Annotated in this window: 11 protein-coding genes; 10 read left to right on the top strand and 1 reads right to left on the bottom strand. The window is 52.2% G+C overall.

What is annotated here, in order from left to right; translation table 11 throughout:
- Positions 1–77 precede the first annotated feature (77 nt).
- The 9 genes from dnaA to nth all read left to right on the top strand — a co-directional run bounded on the left by dnaA (position 78) and on the right by nth (position 12,291).
- A complete protein-coding gene (gene dnaA / locus PCAR_RS00565; protein WP_011339646.1) occupies positions 78–1,430 on the top strand; it encodes a chromosomal replication initiator protein DnaA in 1,353 nt (450 codons plus the stop codon).
- A gap of 249 nt (positions 1,431–1,679) precedes the next feature.
- Entirely contained in the window at positions 1,680–2,798 is a 1,119-nt protein-coding gene (gene dnaN, locus PCAR_RS00570) for a DNA polymerase III subunit beta (RefSeq protein ID WP_011339647.1), read from the top strand.
- Positions 2,799–2,855: 57 nt separating this feature from the next.
- Positions 2,856–3,947 (top strand): DNA replication/repair protein RecF, encoded by a 1,092-nt coding sequence (recF, locus tag PCAR_RS00575; protein WP_011339648.1) that lies wholly within the window; start codon positions 2,856–2,858, stop codon positions 3,945–3,947.
- A gap of 16 nt (positions 3,948–3,963) precedes the next feature.
- Positions 3,964–6,351 carry a DNA topoisomerase (ATP-hydrolyzing) subunit B gene (gene gyrB, locus PCAR_RS00580; RefSeq protein WP_011339649.1) on the top strand — a complete coding sequence of 796 codons (2,388 nt, stop codon included), beginning with the start codon at positions 3,964–3,966 and terminating at the stop codon, positions 6,349–6,351.
- A 67-nt stretch (positions 6,352–6,418) separates the two neighbouring features.
- Positions 6,419–8,926 (top strand): DNA gyrase subunit A, encoded by a 2,508-nt coding sequence (gene gyrA, locus PCAR_RS00585; protein ID WP_011339650.1) that lies wholly within the window; start codon positions 6,419–6,421, stop codon positions 8,924–8,926.
- Complete coding sequence (locus PCAR_RS00590; RefSeq protein WP_041531188.1) at positions 8,856–9,737, top strand: tetratricopeptide repeat protein; 882 nt, start codon at positions 8,856–8,858, stop codon at positions 9,735–9,737. The genes gyrA and PCAR_RS00590 overlap by 71 nt, the downstream gene beginning before the upstream one ends.
- A gap of 12 nt (positions 9,738–9,749) precedes the next feature.
- Positions 9,750–10,751, top strand: coding sequence for an NAD(P)H-dependent glycerol-3-phosphate dehydrogenase (locus PCAR_RS00595; RefSeq protein WP_011339652.1), 1,002 nt, complete (start codon positions 9,750–9,752; stop codon positions 10,749–10,751).
- Between the two features lie 29 nt (positions 10,752–10,780).
- On the top strand, positions 10,781–11,515 hold the full coding sequence (locus PCAR_RS17555) for an endonuclease/exonuclease/phosphatase family protein (protein ID WP_011339653.1): 735 nt from the start codon (positions 10,781–10,783) through the stop codon (positions 11,513–11,515).
- Between the two features lie 125 nt (positions 11,516–11,640).
- Complete coding sequence (gene nth, locus PCAR_RS00605) at positions 11,641–12,291, top strand: endonuclease III (protein ID WP_011339654.1); 651 nt, start codon at positions 11,641–11,643, stop codon at positions 12,289–12,291.
- Positions 12,292–12,297: 6 nt separating this feature from the next.
- Here the strand turns inward: nth and PCAR_RS00610 are convergent, their stop codons facing one another.
- Entirely contained in the window at positions 12,298–14,691 is a 2,394-nt protein-coding gene (locus PCAR_RS00610; RefSeq protein ID WP_011339655.1) for a penicillin-binding protein 1A, read from the bottom strand.
- 587 nt (positions 14,692–15,278) lie between these two features.
- Here PCAR_RS00610 and PCAR_RS00615 point away from each other — a divergent pair.
- Positions 15,279–16,583: a pyridoxal phosphate-dependent aminotransferase gene (locus tag PCAR_RS00615; protein WP_011339658.1), complete on the top strand. Its 1,305-nt coding sequence runs from the start codon at positions 15,279–15,281 to the stop codon at positions 16,581–16,583.
- Positions 16,584–16,606 lie beyond the last annotated feature (23 nt).

The raw sequence follows: 16,606 nt of genomic DNA on the forward strand, positions 1-16,606 counted from the left end.
AACAATGTGGATTGTTTATTTTAATCGGCCTTCCTACACAATCTTTACATTTTCTCCTTTTAAAAAATTGAATGTCCATGGAAAAAATCTGGCAAAAGACTCTGGATAGCCTTAAGCAATCCTTGACCCCGCAGCATTTTGCGACATGGATCAAGCCGATTCGCTTCATCGGCGTACATAACGATGTGGTGGAACTCGAAGTACCGAACCGGTTTGTCCTCGACTGGTTAAAGAAACATTATTACGGAACTATTCAGGAATGTTGGTCGAATACGGCAGGGGCGGCCTATAAAATAAGCCTTACCGTTGCCAGTAAAACCGCCAAAGAGCCTGTTCCCGCCGCTGAAACCAGTCCCCCCGCAACCCCGGCGCCAAAACCGAAACAGGAAAAAACACCACCGCGAGCCAATGCCTACAACCTGAATTCGCGATATACCTTTGAAACCTTTGTTCTTGGTTCTTCCAACCAATTCGCCAGCGCGGCGGCCACAGCGGTAGCTAATAATCCTGCCACGACCTACAACCCCTTATTTATTTACGGAGGGGTCGGTCTGGGAAAAACCCATCTTGTCAATGCCGTGGGAAATGCCATTCTGAAAAAAAATCCGGAAATGAAGGTGTGTTACTACACTTCCGAAAAATTCATGAATGAGCTGATCAACTCACTCCGCTATGCAAAGATGGATGAGTTTCGCACCAAATTCAGATCTATGGACGTGTTACTGATTGACGACGTTCAATTTATTGCAGGAAAAGAACGTACTCAGGAAGAGTTCTTCCATACCTTTAACGCGTTATACGACTCCCATAAACAGATTGTTGTAACATCCGATAAATTTCCCAAAGAAATACCCGGCCTAGAAGAAAGACTGAGATCACGATTTGAATGGGGATTGATTGCCGATATTCAAGCCCCGGACATGGAAACAAAACAAGCTATTCTTAAAATGAAAGCTGAACAGAACGGTATAGATCTACCCAAGGAAGTAGCTTTATTTTTGGCAAGCGCGGTAAGTAGCAACATTCGTGAACTCGAAGGTTACCTGGTACGTATTGGTGCTTACGCAAGTCTCACAGCTACTCCCATCACCTTAAGTATGGCCCAGGAAGTGCTTAAGGACATTCTGGTGGAAAAACGCCGAGAACTAACCGTTGAAGAGATTCAAAAACTGGTGGCTACTCACTACTCCATCAAAATATCGGATCTTAAGTCAGCCAAGCGCATGAAAGCCTTGGTATTACCGCGCCAGATAGCCATGTATCTTTCCCGTCAGCTGACGTCCTGTTCCTATCCGGAAATCGGAGAACGCTTCGGCGGAAAGGACCATTCCACAATCATTCATGCGATTAAAAAAATTGAAAAAGCCATGGATGAAGATTACCAGCTCCGTTCGGTTATCAACAATTTGAAAAAAGAGCTAAGCATCTAACAAGCGATTTACCGCAGCATAAAGTGTGGACATGAACCACAACAATCCGGTGATAAATCGGCCATTTCGCGGTTATACACAAAATCGGCCATTTCCACCGCATTTTACCCACTTTACCCTGAACAACATAAGGTCTTGATTTAATAGTAATTTTTTCAGTATTCCACATATACACAGGCAACTACTACTACGACTATAAAATCTTTTAAAACCATAATAAAAACCGTTTCCTGTTGACGGGGGGGCAACATGAATTTTTCAATTGAAAAAGAAGTCTTTCTCAAAGGCCTGGCACGAGTACAGGGAATCGTCGAAAAGAAAAACACCATTCCTATCCTTGCCAACGTACTCATCGAGGCCGAAGATGACCACATACGCCTCACTGCCACCGATCTCGAAGTCGGCATGAAGGCTTCCTACCCTGCCAGCGTCACATCGGCAGGTCGTATAACCGTATCCGCCAAAAAACTTTTTGAAATCATCAAGGAACTACCGGAAAAGGAAATATCTTTTACCGCCAAGGAAAATTGTTGGATAGAAATACGCTGCGGTAAATCGCTTTTCAATGTTGTTGGTCTATCAGCCGATGAGTTTCCCTATTTCCCCCAGATCGACAAGGAACAATTTTTCCAGATTCCGGGCGATATCCTTAAACGCCTGATTGAAAAAACCGCTTTTTCCATGTCGACGGATGAGAGTAAATACAACCTTAATGGTATTTACCTTCGTGCAATGGAAGATGAGGGTCGCCAGATATTGCGATTTGTGGCCACGGACGGTCACCGTCTGGCCTTGATGCAAACCCCTCTCGATTGTTCCCATGTGGAACCATTGGCCAAGGGGGTTATTTTCCCTCGCAAGGGTGTGTTGGAATTACGAAAAATCGCCGAAGAGGGAAATGGTGAAGTACTGCTTGGTTTTATGGACAACAATGCGGTTATCAAAAAGTCCCAAACGGTAATCGTTATGCGTCTGGTCGATGGTGATTTTCCCGACTACAACAGAGTTATTCCACTCAATAACGATCTCAAGGCCAACATTCCTCGCGAAGAATTTCTACATGCCTTACGCCGTATGGCCATATTGTCGAGTGAAAAGTCAAAAGGTGTCAAAATCGATTTCCAGGAAAATCAGCTAACTTTATCTTCATCTAATCCGGAATTCGGCGATGCCAGAGAAGATTTTGAAATAGAGTATGCCGAAGGTGATCTGTCGATAGGTTTTAATGCACGTTATCTTATTGATATTCTTGCAAATTTAGACTCCGAAAAGGTCTGTTTGTCCCTTCGGGACCAACTGTCTCCGGGACTGATTACGCCTCTCGATGATAACGACTACCTTGCGGTCATCATGCCAATGAGGCTATAGTACGTCGCGCATTGTGTGGGCTGGTACGGTTTCCCCGCGCAAAGCAAGGCGATTTTCATGATCCTGACACGAATCATTCTGCACAATTATCGTAATATAGAAGCCGCGGAGTTATGCCCGGAGGAAAACTTTAATCTTCTTTGTGGAGATAACGCCCAAGGCAAGACCAACACCCTGGAAGCGATTTATCTTTTAGGTCATTTCAAAAGTTTTCGCCGGGGACGCAACGAAGAACTGATTGGCTCAGCTGACCGACATACCCGGGTTCAGGGAGAATTTCTACGCGATGGTCTGCGCGAAACGGTCAGTATCACCATAACCGGCGATAAAAAAAATATCGAGATCAACGGCAAGCGGCCGCGCCAAAGCAATGAGATGTTCGGCCGTTTTCCATCGGTACTGTTTGCACCGGAAGAGGTTAGTCTGCCCAAAGGTTTTCCGGCGGGACGTCGTGCTTTGCTGGATCGGGCCTTATGTCAGACCAGGCCTTCTTTTCTCGATCACGCACGGGCTTATCAGCGCTGTTTGCGGCAGCGGAACATTCTGTTGAAAAGTGGCGCCGCAGCTCCGATAGTACTGCCTTGGACTGAAGAGTTGATACAGACCGGGGCCATGGTGCGTTTGGCTCGTCGCCGTTATCTCGATCGGCTGTTGCCGTTGTTGCGCGACATTTACCGGGAAATCTGCTCCGGCAGGGAATCTGTCAATCTGGTCTATCCCTCTGAATCCGATAATCTCTCGGATTTAAAGGAGGAATTGCGCAGTAATCTGGAACGGGAACAAAGCCGGGAAACAAAATATGGCATGACCATGGTCGGTCCGCATCGTGATGATCCTGTCTTTATGGTGGATGATCGGGTTTTAGGACTCTACGGTTCGCAGGGCCAGCAACGCTCGTTTATTCTGGCCTTCAAAACCGCTCAGATTATCGATCTGGAAAAAGAGACAGGGTATACGCCGTTGCTTTTACTGGACGACATGACCAGTGAATTGGATCGCAAACGGCAGGATTACTTTTTCCGGTTTTTACACCAAAGACAAGGCCAGGTGTTTATTACCTGCACGGAACTATCTCCGTTACAAAACGCGGGATTCAATCGCATGCGAACTTTTCGAGTCCGAGAGGGAAAACTTTGCGATTACCAATAACTGTTATGAGGATCTTATGACGGATACGAACCAAAGAGAGTACGGGGCCGGAAGCATCAAGGTTCTGGAAGGTCTTTCGGCTGTGCGAAAACGCCCTGCCATGTATATCGGGTCGACCGGTGTCATGGGGTTGCACCATCTGGTTTACGAAGTGGTGGACAATTCCATCGATGAGAGCCTGGCAGGTGTCTGCGATGAAATTTCCGTTATTTTACATCTGGATGGCTCGGTAACAGTGGAGGACAACGGCCGCGGTATTCCCGTCGATATGCACCCGACTCAAAATAAGTCGGCGGCCGAAGTCGTTATGACCGTGCTTCATGCCGGCGGCAAATTCGACAGCGATTCCTACAAGGTTTCCGGGGGTTTGCACGGTGTCGGCGTTTCCGTGGTCAATGCACTGTCGAAAAAGCTGGAATTGGAAATCCGCCGTAACGGACGCATCTACCGCCAGGGGTACGTGCGAGGTGTTCCCGATGCACCTTTACGGGAGGAGGGCGACACCACCAAGCGTGGTACGCGTATTACCTTCTGGCCGGATCCGGAAATATTTGAAATAACGGATTTCTCTTTTGAGACTTTGTCGAAAAGGCTGCGGGAACTGGCTTTTCTGAACGGTGGCGTGCACATTCATATCGTGGATGAGCGCTCGGAAAAACGCCATGATTTCCATTACGAAGGTGGCATTATTTCCTTTGTCAGCTATCTGAACCGGGCCAAGACGCCGCTACATGCCGAACCCATTTTTTTCAGCGGTGAGCGCGAAGGCGTGCAGATCGAAGTCGCATTCCAGTACAACGACGGTTACGACGAAAAAATATTTACCTTCGCCAATAACATCAATACCCACGAGGGCGGTACGCATCTGGTCGGGTTTAAAGCAGCGTTGACCCGTACCATGAACAGCTACGCCACGGCCAATAACCTGCTGAAAAACGTCAAAGCTTCCATATCCGGAGACGATCTGAGGGAAGGGATGGCAGCAGTCATCTCCGTCAAGGTGCCGGACCCCCAGTTTGAAGGCCAAACCAAGACCAAATTGGGCAATTCGGAGATCAAAGGTTATGTCGAAACCCTGATCAATGAAAAACTCGCAACCTTTATGGAAGAAAATCCCAACGTTGCCAAGCGCATTCTGGAAAAGGGGATTGAAGCGGCCAGGGCCCGCGAGGCAGCGCGCAAAGCCCGCGATCTGACCCGGCGCAAGGGGGTCCTGGACAGTTTGGCATTGCCGGGAAAACTCGCCGACTGCCAGGAAAAAGATCCGGCTTTGTGCGAAATCTATCTGGTCGAGGGCGACAGTGCCGGCGGCAGTGCCAAACAGGGACGCGATCGACGTAACCAGGCTATTTTGCCGTTGAAAGGTAAAATTCTCAATGTCGAGAAGGCCCGTTTCGACAAAATGCTTACCTCCAACGAGATTCGCACCCTTATTACCGCCATGGGGACCGGCATCGGTAAGGGCGATTTCGATATCAGCAAGTTACGTTACCATCGTATCATCATCATGACCGATGCCGATGTCGATGGTTCGCATATCCGCACGTTGTTGTTGACCTTCTTTTTCCGTCAGATGCCTGAGTTGATAGAACGCGGCTATCTTTACATCGCACAACCGCCGCTTTATAAAGCCAAACGGGGAAAAAGGGAGTTGTATCTCAAAGACGAGAGCGCCCTTACCGAATATCTGCTCGATGAAGGGGTTGACGGAGTAACTCTCGAGTTGAAGGCAAACGACAAGGTGGTGCGGGGTAAGCAAATTATTCCCACACTGCGGAATATCATCGAATACAACCATATTTTTTCAAAATTAGTCCTCAAAGGTGTGAATAGCGAGGTCCTGAATATTTTTGTGGAAGGCCGCATTCGCAACGGCTTTGAGGATATGGCGGATCTTGCCCCGCTGGTTCAGAGACTGAAGCAGGCCGCTCCGCATGCCGATTTCCAACTGTTCCACGAACCCGACCGGATTTTGTTTACCCTGGGGAACGTTCGTGCTCGTATCGATCGCCAGGTTCTGGAAATTTTGTCTTCCCACGAATATCACCTGTTGTTGCAGGCCTGGGCCAAGATTCAGGAAAGCCATGCCAATGAGCGGGCTGTGATCAGCATGGAGGGGAAAGAGGAATCCGAGGTCAACAATTGCCAGGAATTGCTCGATTTTTTCCAGGCCCGTGCCCGCAAGGGACAGTATATCCAGCGTTACAAAGGTCTCGGCGAGATGAATCCGGATCAGTTATGGGAAACCACCATGGATCCGGAAAAACGCATACTGTTACAGGTCCAGGTTGAAGATGCGGTGGAAGCCAACGAAATATTTACGGTTCTCATGGGAGACCAGGTCGAACCTCGGCGCGAATTCATCGAAAACAACGCCCTCAATGTCTCCAACCTCGATATCTGATAAAAGACCGATGCCGGATGTTGCGCCAGCCAGTCGCACCATCCGGGTTTCCCGCGGAGGATAAGGCATGCTAACGGAACAAAACAAAAAAACCGTCAACATAGAGGACGAGCTGCGCAAATCCTATATGGATTACGCCATGAGCGTCATTATAGGCCGGGCTCTGCCGGATGTGCGGGACGGTCTGAAACCGGTTCATCGACGCGTGTTGTATGCCATGCACGAACTGGGCAATGCTTACAACAAGCCTTATAAGAAATCGGCGCGTGTTGTCGGCGATGTAATCGGTAAGTATCATCCCCATGGCGATTCGGCTGTCTACGATACCATCGTACGTTTGGCACAGGATTTTGCCATGCGTTATCCGCTGGTCGATGGCCAGGGTAACTTCGGCTCGCTTGACGGCGACAGTGCTGCGGCCATGCGTTATACCGAAGTGCGTATGGACAAGCTGGCCCATGAGTTGTTGGCCGATCTGGAAAAAGAAACGGTCGACTTTGGCCCCAACTATGACGATTCGTTGCAGGAACCGCTGGTTTTACCCTGTAAATTTCCTAATTTGCTGGTCAACGGTTCCGAAGGTATCGCTGTCGGCATGGCGACCAAGATTCCGCCGCACAATCTGGGAGAGGTCATCGATGGGCTGGTTGCCATTATCGATGATCCGACGCTCGACGACGAGGATCTGTTCCGCTTGATTCCCGGTCCGGATTTTCCTACGGCCGGTTTTATCCTCGGTCGCGAAGGCATCCGCAAGGCTTATGAAACCGGCCGCGGGATTGTACAGATGCGGGCGCGGGCGTTGGTGGAAAAGGACCGTCGCACCAGTCGGGAGAAAATCGTTGTCACTGAAATTCCCTATCAGGTCAACAAGGCGCGGCTCATAGAAAAAATCGCCGAGTTGGTCAAGTCCCGTAAAATCGAGGGCATATCGGACTTGCGCGATGAATCCGATCGCGAGGGTATCCGCGTTGTCGTCGAGCTGAAGAAGGATGTTATACCGGAAGTCATCCTCAATCAGCTTTACAAGATGACCGCCATGCAGTCGTCTTTTGGCATCATCATGCTGGCGATCGTCAACGGTCAGCCGCGGGTTCTGAGCCTGCGGGCGGTGTTGGAGCATTTCATCGAACACCGCAAAGAGATTGTCACACGGCGCTGTATTTTCGAATTGCGTAAAGCCGAGGAAAAAGCCCATATCCTCGAGGGATTTAAAATCGCCCTGGAAAATCTCGATGAGGTGATTGCAATTATCAAGCAATCGGCCAATCCTCGGGAAGCCAAACAACGTCTGATGGAGCGCTTTGCCCTATCGGAAATCCAGGCCCAGGCGATTCTCGATATGCGTTTGCATCGCCTGACCGGGATGGAACGGGATAAGATCATGGCCGAATACAGGGAAATACTGGCCTTGATCAACCGCCTCAAGGAGATACTGGCCAGCGAAGTGGAAATCCTTAAAATAATCAAGTCGGAATTGTCGGAAATTCGGGAAAAATTCGCTGATCCCCGCCGTACGGAAATAGTGGATCATCGCGGTGATCTTTCCCTCGAAGACCTGATTGTCGACGAGGATATGGTCGTTACCGTATCCCATTCCGGATATATCAAGCGTAATGCCGTGTCGCTGTATCGTTCCCAGCGCCGCGGTGGTAAAGGCGTGACCGGCATGCGGCCCAAGGAAGAGGATTTTGTCGAACAGTTATTCATCGCTTCGACCCATTCGTTCGTGCTGGTGTTTACCGATGCCGGCAAGGTGTATTGGCTCAAAGTGCATGAAATTCCGCAGGGCGGACGGGCGTCGCGCGGCAAGGCTATCGTCAATCTGTTGCAGTTGCAAAGTGGCGAAAACGTGACCAGCATTCTGCCGGTCAGGGAATTCACCGAAGGCCGCTACATTATCTTTGCCACCCAAAACGGCATCGTCAAAAAGACCGACCTCATGGCCTATGCCAACCCCCGGTCCGGCGGTATCATCGCTCTTACCATTGATGAAGGCGATCGCCTGGTTTCGACCAGACTGTCCGATGGCGAGATGGATGTGCTGTTGGCCAGCCAGAACGGCAAAGCCATTCGTTTCCCCGAAAAAGACGCGCGCGCCATGGGCCGTACGTCGCGCGGGGTGCGCGGTATGGCGTTGGAAGGGGACGATCAGGTTATCGGAATGGAGGTTGTTTCCGATACCACGGCCGCTACCCTGGTGACCGTGACGGAACATGGCTACGGCAAGCGCACCAATCTGGATGAATATCGCCAACAAGGCCGCGGTGGCAAGGGAATTATCACCATCAAAACTTCCGAGCGTAACGGTAAGGTTGTCGATATCAAGCTCATAAATGACGACTTCGATCTGATGTTTATCACCGATGGCGGTAAAGTCCTGCGAACCCGCGTGGCCGATCTGTCGGTTATCGGGCGCAATACGCAAGGGGTCCGGCTGATGGTTCTGGAACCGGGAGAGCGTATTGTCGCCGTTGCCAAACTTGCCGAAAAAGAAGAGGATAATGGAACTGCAGAGGCTGAAGAAGCAGCTCTTGAAGGAGGAACGGGCGAGGGCGCGCAAGACGTCGAATAAAAGACGTTATTTGTCGCTGGCCGGGGCCGGGCTGCTGCTGGCGGTGCTCATAGGTTGGTACGCTATGGCGGTCAACCGGGGCGATATGGCGCAAAAGCTCTACCGGCGTGCCGAAAAGCACATCGAAAAAGGCGCCTATCGCACGGCGGTAAGTCAGCTACGCAGTCTGCATGATCATTATCCGGCAACGGAAACCGGTGCCCGGGCGCTGCTGCTGGCCGGGGATATCCTGCTTCTGCATCTACGCCAGGATCAGGAAGCTCTGCTGTCTTTTCTGCTGGTCGAGCGCGACTACCCCGATACCGCCTGGAGCCAGAGAGCGCGGCGCCAGGTGGCCGATATTTACAAATATCGACTGCAGGATTACGGTAGAGCACTGGTCGCCTATCAAAAGATTCTGGATGGTCCGTCAACGCAGAGAGAGATCGTTCAGTACGAGATAGCCGACACGTATTTTCGCATGAATAATTTTGAGCAGACGCGCATCGAATTCGAAAGTCTGATCAATGAATATCCAGAGAGCTCTCTCCTTCCCGAGGCACTGTACCGTATTGGATGTGCCTTTATGCTGGAGGGCAATCTCTCCGATGCGGTACAGGTGTTACAAAGGCTTTGTCGTGACTATCCCGAGCATTCATTTGCTTTGGAGGGATATTTTACCCTTGCCGAAATCCATGAGGAGCGTGGCGAACTGCGCAAAGCTCTGCAGGTACTTGCAGGGCTTGAAGGTCGGTATGCCAGAGAGCCCATTCTGGCACAACGCATTACTCAGGTTCAAAATCGGATAAGGAAAAAAAAGAAGGCCATCTGACAGGAGGCATCTATGAATATCGGAGTTATAGGAGCGGGCAGTTGGGGAACGACTCTGGCGGATCTGCTGTCAAAAAACGGCCATGCCGTTACCCTCTGGGCCTACGAGCAGGATCTGGTCGAGCGCATGCGCAAAAGCGCTAAAAACGATCTCTATCTGCCCGATTTCACTCTGCATGAAAAGCTTGCTTATTCCTCGGACCTCGGTGAAGTCGCGGCCGGTAAGGATATGGTGGTGCTGGTGGCTCCCTCGCAGGTGTTGCGCGCGGTGGTACGCCAGGCTGAACCCCATCTGGCGAAAGATACCATTTTAGTGTCGGCCGCCAAGGGGATCGAGAACGATACCCTCATGCCCATGTCCGAGGTGTTAAAGGAGGTTTTACCCGAGGAGCGCCTGCAACGTGCGGCCTATCTTTCCGGTCCTACCTTCGCGCGCGAAGTGGCGGCCGAAATACCGACCGCACTTACCGTCGCTTCCGAGGATGAAAATATTGCCCGGACGGTGCAGAAAATTTTCAGTTGCGAATATTTTCGCGTCTACCGCAGCAGCGATATTGTCGGTGTAGAGCTGGGTGGGGCCCTGAAAAATGTCATTGCCCTGGCCGCCGGTATTTCCGATGGTCTCGGGTACGGCTACAATGCTCGCGCCGCCCTTATTACCCGGGGACTAGCCGAGATGACCAGGATTGGCGTCGCCATGGTGGCCAGGGAACGCACCTTTATGGGGCTTTCGGGGATGGGAGATCTGGTGCTGACGTGTACCGGCGATCTCTCCCGTAACCGCAGTGTGGGGCTGGAGCTTGGCCGCGGTCGCAAGCTGGAGGATATCCTCTCCGGGATGCGGATGGTGGCAGAAGGGGTGAAAACAACCCTTTCCGCCTACCAGCTGGCCAAACGACTCGGAGTGGAAACGCCGATTATCGAGCAGATGTACCTTATTCTGTTCGAAAATAAAGATCCTCGGGATGCGGTGGCCGACCTTATGCAGCGTTCGCTCAAGGCTGAAATGGATTAAAAACAAAAAAACGCACTGTCGAGGGCAGCATGTATACCATCCGGATTATGACCTACAACATCCACGGTTGCCGGGGAACGGACGGTCGTACGGACCCTGCCCGTATTCTGGAGGTTATAAGCCGCGCCGGGCCGGATATGGTGGCGCTGCAGGAGGTGGCAGGCTCGCTGGATAACGATCAGGCGGCCTGGCTGGGGCAACGTCTGGCCATGAATTACTACGGTCCCGACAGTCCTGGCGGCAATGCTTTTCTGTCGTACTATCCCATGCGCGCCATGCGTTATCTCGATCTCGAAGGTGGCAGCTGCCTGTGCGCCGATATTAATATTGCCGGCCGTTGTCTGCATATTTTCAATATCCGTTTACATGAACATTTTCGTCAGCGCCGTCGCCAATGGGTACGGCTGTTCGATCCGCAGGACGGCGTTGGGTCGCATTCCACAGGATGCCCTGTAATGCTGCTGGGGGATTTCGGCGACGGACCCTGGTCCCTCAGGCACGGCTCGATAGCGCCGGCTTTGCGTTTGGCAAAAAGCCCCTTCTGGTCCTCCACGTTTCCTTCCTGGCTGCCGTTGTGCAGCAGGGATCGGGCTTATCTGGGGGGGCAATTGCGCATCGTCGACTCGCGTATTTACAGGTACGCCACGGCTCGACGGGCTTCTACTCATCTTCCGTTGCTGTTTACGGTGAGAGTCGCCGATCCGCGCAACTATTTGCAGGCGAAGGGGGTCAAGCATGGTCGCATGGAAATTGCCCCGGGTTAATACCACCTGTGGATAAGTCTGTTGACGGGGTTGATAACCCGGCAAAACCGGGATAAGAGGGTTTGTGGGCCGTTGGACAGATACTGTCGAACGGCCCGTATTATTTGAAGCATTGGAGCTAAAATATGGCGCAAAAAAAACAGCTGGCAGAAATGCAGGAAGTCATCCGTATTCTCGAGCAGCTCTATCCGGAGGCTCATTGCGCCCTGAATTTTGAAAATCCCTGGCAGTTGCTGGTGGCGACCATTTTATCGGCACAGTGTACGGATCGGCAGGTAAACATCGTGACGCGCGAACTGTTTGCGCGCTTTACGGATGCGCAAAGCCTGGCTACAGCCCGACCCGAAACGATCGAAGATATCATTCGCAGTACCGGCTTTTTCCGCAATAAGGCCAAAAATCTCATCGGCTGCGCGGCCGCCGTGGTCGACCGGCATGGCGGCCAGGTTCCGCAAACCATAGAGGATCTGGTTGCTCTGCCCGGAGTGGGGCGCAAAACCGCCAATGTGGTGCTGGGCAATGCCTTTGACATTCCCGGGCTGCCTGTCGACACCCATGTCAAAAGGTTGGTGCGACGTCTGGGCTGGAGCCAGGAGCGCGATCCGGTACGTATCGAACGGGAGCTGTGTCAGCTGTTGCCGCCACCCAGCTGGACCCAGACCAGTCATTTACTCATCCATCATGGTCGTTCCCTGTGTAAAGCCCAGCGTCCATTATGCAGTCGATGTCCGGTACAGCCTGTTTGCCCCCGCATCGACGTTAAAAACAGTCTCTGATCAAGATCAGTTGTTTTCCATGTCCAATTGGAAAAAATCGATGGCCTGGGGCTGTTGCGTTTCCAGGGTATAGCGCGTAGGCGCTGTTCCCGACGCAAAGGCTTCAATGGTTACATTGGGGCTGTCTTCGGGAATCAGCAGACCGGTGGCCGGATCGATGGGGCGGAATTCGATACCGTCGGGTACCGGAAATTCGTGGCGTGGTCGATCCTTGAGAACCGTTTGCATAAAATCGACCCAGGCCGGCGCGGCAGCCCTCGAACCGGTTTCACGTGGTCCCAGGGAACGTTCCTTATCGTAGCCAACCCAGGAGACCGCCAGCAGCTTCGGACTGTAGCCGACAAACCAGGCATCCTTCTGGTCGTTGGTGGTACCGGTCTTACCCGCGATGGCACGTTGCAGCGCCCGTGCCCGGAATCCGGTTCCTTCCTGGACTACGCTTTCGAGAAGATTGGTGACCAGATAGGCGGTTTCAGGAGAGATGACCCGTTGCGGCGATTGCTTGATCAGTTTTTGATCGGCAGCAGGGCCTGCGGGAAAATCGGCCGGATCCGTCGATTCCAGGACTCTACCGTTGCGATCGACAATGCGGGTGATGTAAACCGGTTTGATGCGAACTCCGCCGTTGGCAAAGACGCAATAGGCGGTGGCCAGTTCCATGGGGGATACGGCGGAAGATCCCAGCGCCAAGGTAAGATCCCGGTTCAGAGGGGACTCGATGCCGAGTTTTTTAGCATAATTGATGGCATAGCCTACCCCGATGTCCTGCAGCATTTTCACCGTAACCACATTGTAGGAATGGGCCAGAGCCTGACGCAGCGTCGTGACACCGGTGAAGCTTTCGGCATAGTTTTTCGGCTTCCATTCCTTTTCTGTTCCGTCTTCATCCTGTTCGCGGTAAATGATCGGCGTATCGAGCATAATGGTGGCGGGAGTATAGCCTTTATCCAGTGCGGCGGCGTAGATAAGAGGCTTGAAGGCGGAACCCGGCAGCCGGTGGGCCTGGATAGCCCGGTTGAACTGACTCTGGGTGAAATCATATCCACCTACAAGAGCCTTGACTCCACCCGAGTGGGGATCAAGGACAATGAAGGCACCCTGGGCGGCTGGTTCCTGGTACAGCGACAGCAGCAAATTTTTATCGGAGCTTTGTTCTATTTTTACCTGTAACACCGACCCTGCAGGAACGCTGATAACGCGTTCCTTGACCTTTTTAACCGATGTGCCACGTCGTGTCACGCGCAGCTTGTTGGCCAGACCCTTGTTGAGTGGCAGAGTGCCGGTCAAGCTACCGATGCGTACGATGGCGTTATGGCCGCGCGTTCCGACCAACACCCCTTCAACAAGGCTCCCCTTCTCCGGCGGTTGCGGAAATTGGGTTTCCTGTTCGGCCAGAAAAGCCACTTCCTGCTCGGTATCGAGGATGCGTAGTGGGCCCCGGTAGCCACGGCGAAGGTCATGCCGTAGAAGATTGGCCTGCACCGCCAACTGAGCGGCTTGCTGCATGCCGACGTCCATGGTGGTGTAGACTTTTAATCCGGCGGTATTGAGGGTTTCCGATCCGTATGTTTCCTCCAGATAACGGCGCACCTGTTCGGTGAAATAGGCCGCTCCGGGTATCTGTCGATTGTTGCGCGGGTGGATAGCCACATTATCCGCCGTGGCGACCTCCATTTGTTCCCGGGTTATGTAACCGTCTTCCAACATGCGGCTGAGAACATAAGCCTGGCGTCTTTTTGCCCGGTCGAAATGCCGGTAGGGAGAATAGCGGCTGGGTGCCTGCGGCAGGCCGGCCAACATGGCGCATTCCGCCAGCGACAGTTGTTCGACGTTTTTACCGAAATAGTTTTCAGCTGCGGCCTGGACACCATAGGCGCCGTGGCCCAGGTAGATCTGATTGAGATACAGAAACAGAATATCGTCTTTGGATAATTTCTGTTCCATGCGCCAGGCCAGGATGGCTTCCTTGAATTTACGCGAAAACTTCTTTTCGGGCGTCAACAGCAGACTTTTGGCCACCTGTTGGGTGATGGTGCTGCCGCCCTGGCGAATACCGCCGGCCATGACATTTTTAATGGCGGCCCGCAGAATGGACATCAGGTCGATGCCGCGATGCTGAAAGAAATGGGAATCTTCAGCAGCCACAAAAGCATGTATCAGTTGACGGGGAATGCGTACGATGGGGACCAGGATGCGACGTTCTTTGGAAAATTCGCTGATAACGGTGCCATCGTCGCTATGGATGGTGGTAATGATGGGCGGACGGTAATCGGCCAGGGTATCGACCTTGGGCAACGAAGCCGATACCAGTCCGTAGGCGGTTGCCAGAGCGAGACATCCGGCCAAAAAAAGGCCGAGGCACGACCAGAGGATGATTTTAATAGAGCGTTTTATGTTCATAGGGGTATGGTCTCTCCTTAAGAAATAAGCCCTCTTTATACCATAAATCACCCACTTGAACCAACCGCTTTGCCCCGTATCAGGGCTGCGGAGCTGGTTGCTTCCAATCGATGGCAGGATGGTTTTCCTGATCTGACATTTCGAATATTCGGACAGGAAAAAACCTGGTGGTCATGCTGCGGATGATGCGACCGAAACAAGAAGACTCCTAGATGGCCATAAAGGTTTGCCTGCCGTTGTCCGTTTGTCCGTAAACTTCAGTGTCAGCAGAGGATTAACAACCTTCATGCAGACGCTGCGAGGGATTGACTTTCGATGGTAGCTGTGCTAACCAACCATAGAGTAAAAGGAGAAGACACATGGCTCACCATCGGAACCGAGTACTGGTCGAAACAACGATAGCACGAGCGATGGGCTCTGCGGCTGAAGGTCGCAGAATGGCTCGTTGTCTTGCTATGTAAAATCCCGGTGAGTCGGAGAATCTTTGCAGGTAAGCCATGGGCATTGGAAGCTCATGGCTTTTTACGTTATAGTGCATGTGAAATCGATGTGAACCGAGGCTTTTTGAAGGGATTTCAGATAAATCTATGAGAAACGATATCGTACATATCGGCGCAGGCGAATTGACCTATGAGATTCGGGCCATTGTGGAGATTGCCGAGACGCTTCAGCGTATGGGCATCAAAACCAACATGGAAAATATCGGCGATCCGGTGGCCAAGGGCGAAAAAATACCCAAGTGGATGAAAAAGCTGGTGGCTGAACTGGTTATGGAGGATTGTTCCTACGGCTACTGCCCCACCAAGGGGGTGCTGGAGACGCGTGAGTTTTTGGCGGAGCGCACCAATCGGCGCGGCAAGGCCCAAATCACTGCCGAAGATATCATGTTCTTCAATGGCCTGGGGGATGCGATCCAGAAGGTATACGGCTTTCTTCGGCGCGAGGCACGTGTCATCGGCCCTTCGCCGACCTATTCCACCCATTCCTCGGCCGAAGCCGCCCATGCCGGACAACGGCCTATTTCCTATCGTCTGGATCCCGACAACAACTGGTATCCGGACCTGGACGACTTGCGGCTATCGGTGAAATACAACCCGGCGGTTTCCGGGATTCTGATCATCAATCCCGACAACCCGACGGGCTCGGTCTATCCGGAGCGGATTCTGCGCGAGATGATCGCCATCGCCAGGGAATACGATTTGTTCGTAATTTGCGATGAGGTCTACCTGAATATCGTCTATAACGGCCAATCGACCAAGCCCCTGTCGGATCTCATCGGCGACGTACCCGGCATGGCATTACGCGGTATCAGCAAGGATGTGCCGTGGCCCGGCGCCCGTTGCGGTTGGATCGAAACCTACAATGCCGAGCGCGACCCGGTTTTCAAGCGCTACATGCAGAGCATTCTCAATGCCAAGATGGTTGAAGTCTGTTCCACTACCTTACCCCAGAAGGCGATACCGCGCATTCTGGATCATCCCGAATATCCGTCCTATCTCGATGAGCGGCGGGCCCGATACGAAAACTGTTCCAATATTGCCTACGAGATTTTAAAGGATGTACCCGGCACCAAGGTCAATCGGACGAATGGCGCATTTTACATGAGTGTCGTGATCAAGTCTGAAGCTTTGACCCATAAACAGACGCTGCCTATTGAAAATGCCGAGGTACGGAGCCTGGTGGAGCGTCTGGTCAGCCCGCCGGGGGTTTCTCTCGATAAGCGTTTCGTGTACTATCTGCTTGCGTCGACCGGTATATGCGTGGTTCCCCTTTCGTCTTTCTGTACCCGGGAAATGGGCTTTCGCATTACCTTGCTGGAACGCGACGAAAAGGAGTTCACGCGTATTTTCCAGACCATCGCCGATAGCATCACGGCGTACCTGAACTCCTGATCGCTGATAGGGGCATGAATTGT

This window comes from Syntrophotalea carbinolica DSM 2380 (assembly GCF_000012885.1).
Taxonomy (GTDB): domain Bacteria; phylum Desulfobacterota; class Desulfuromonadia; order Desulfuromonadales; family Syntrophotaleaceae; genus Syntrophotalea; species Syntrophotalea carbinolica.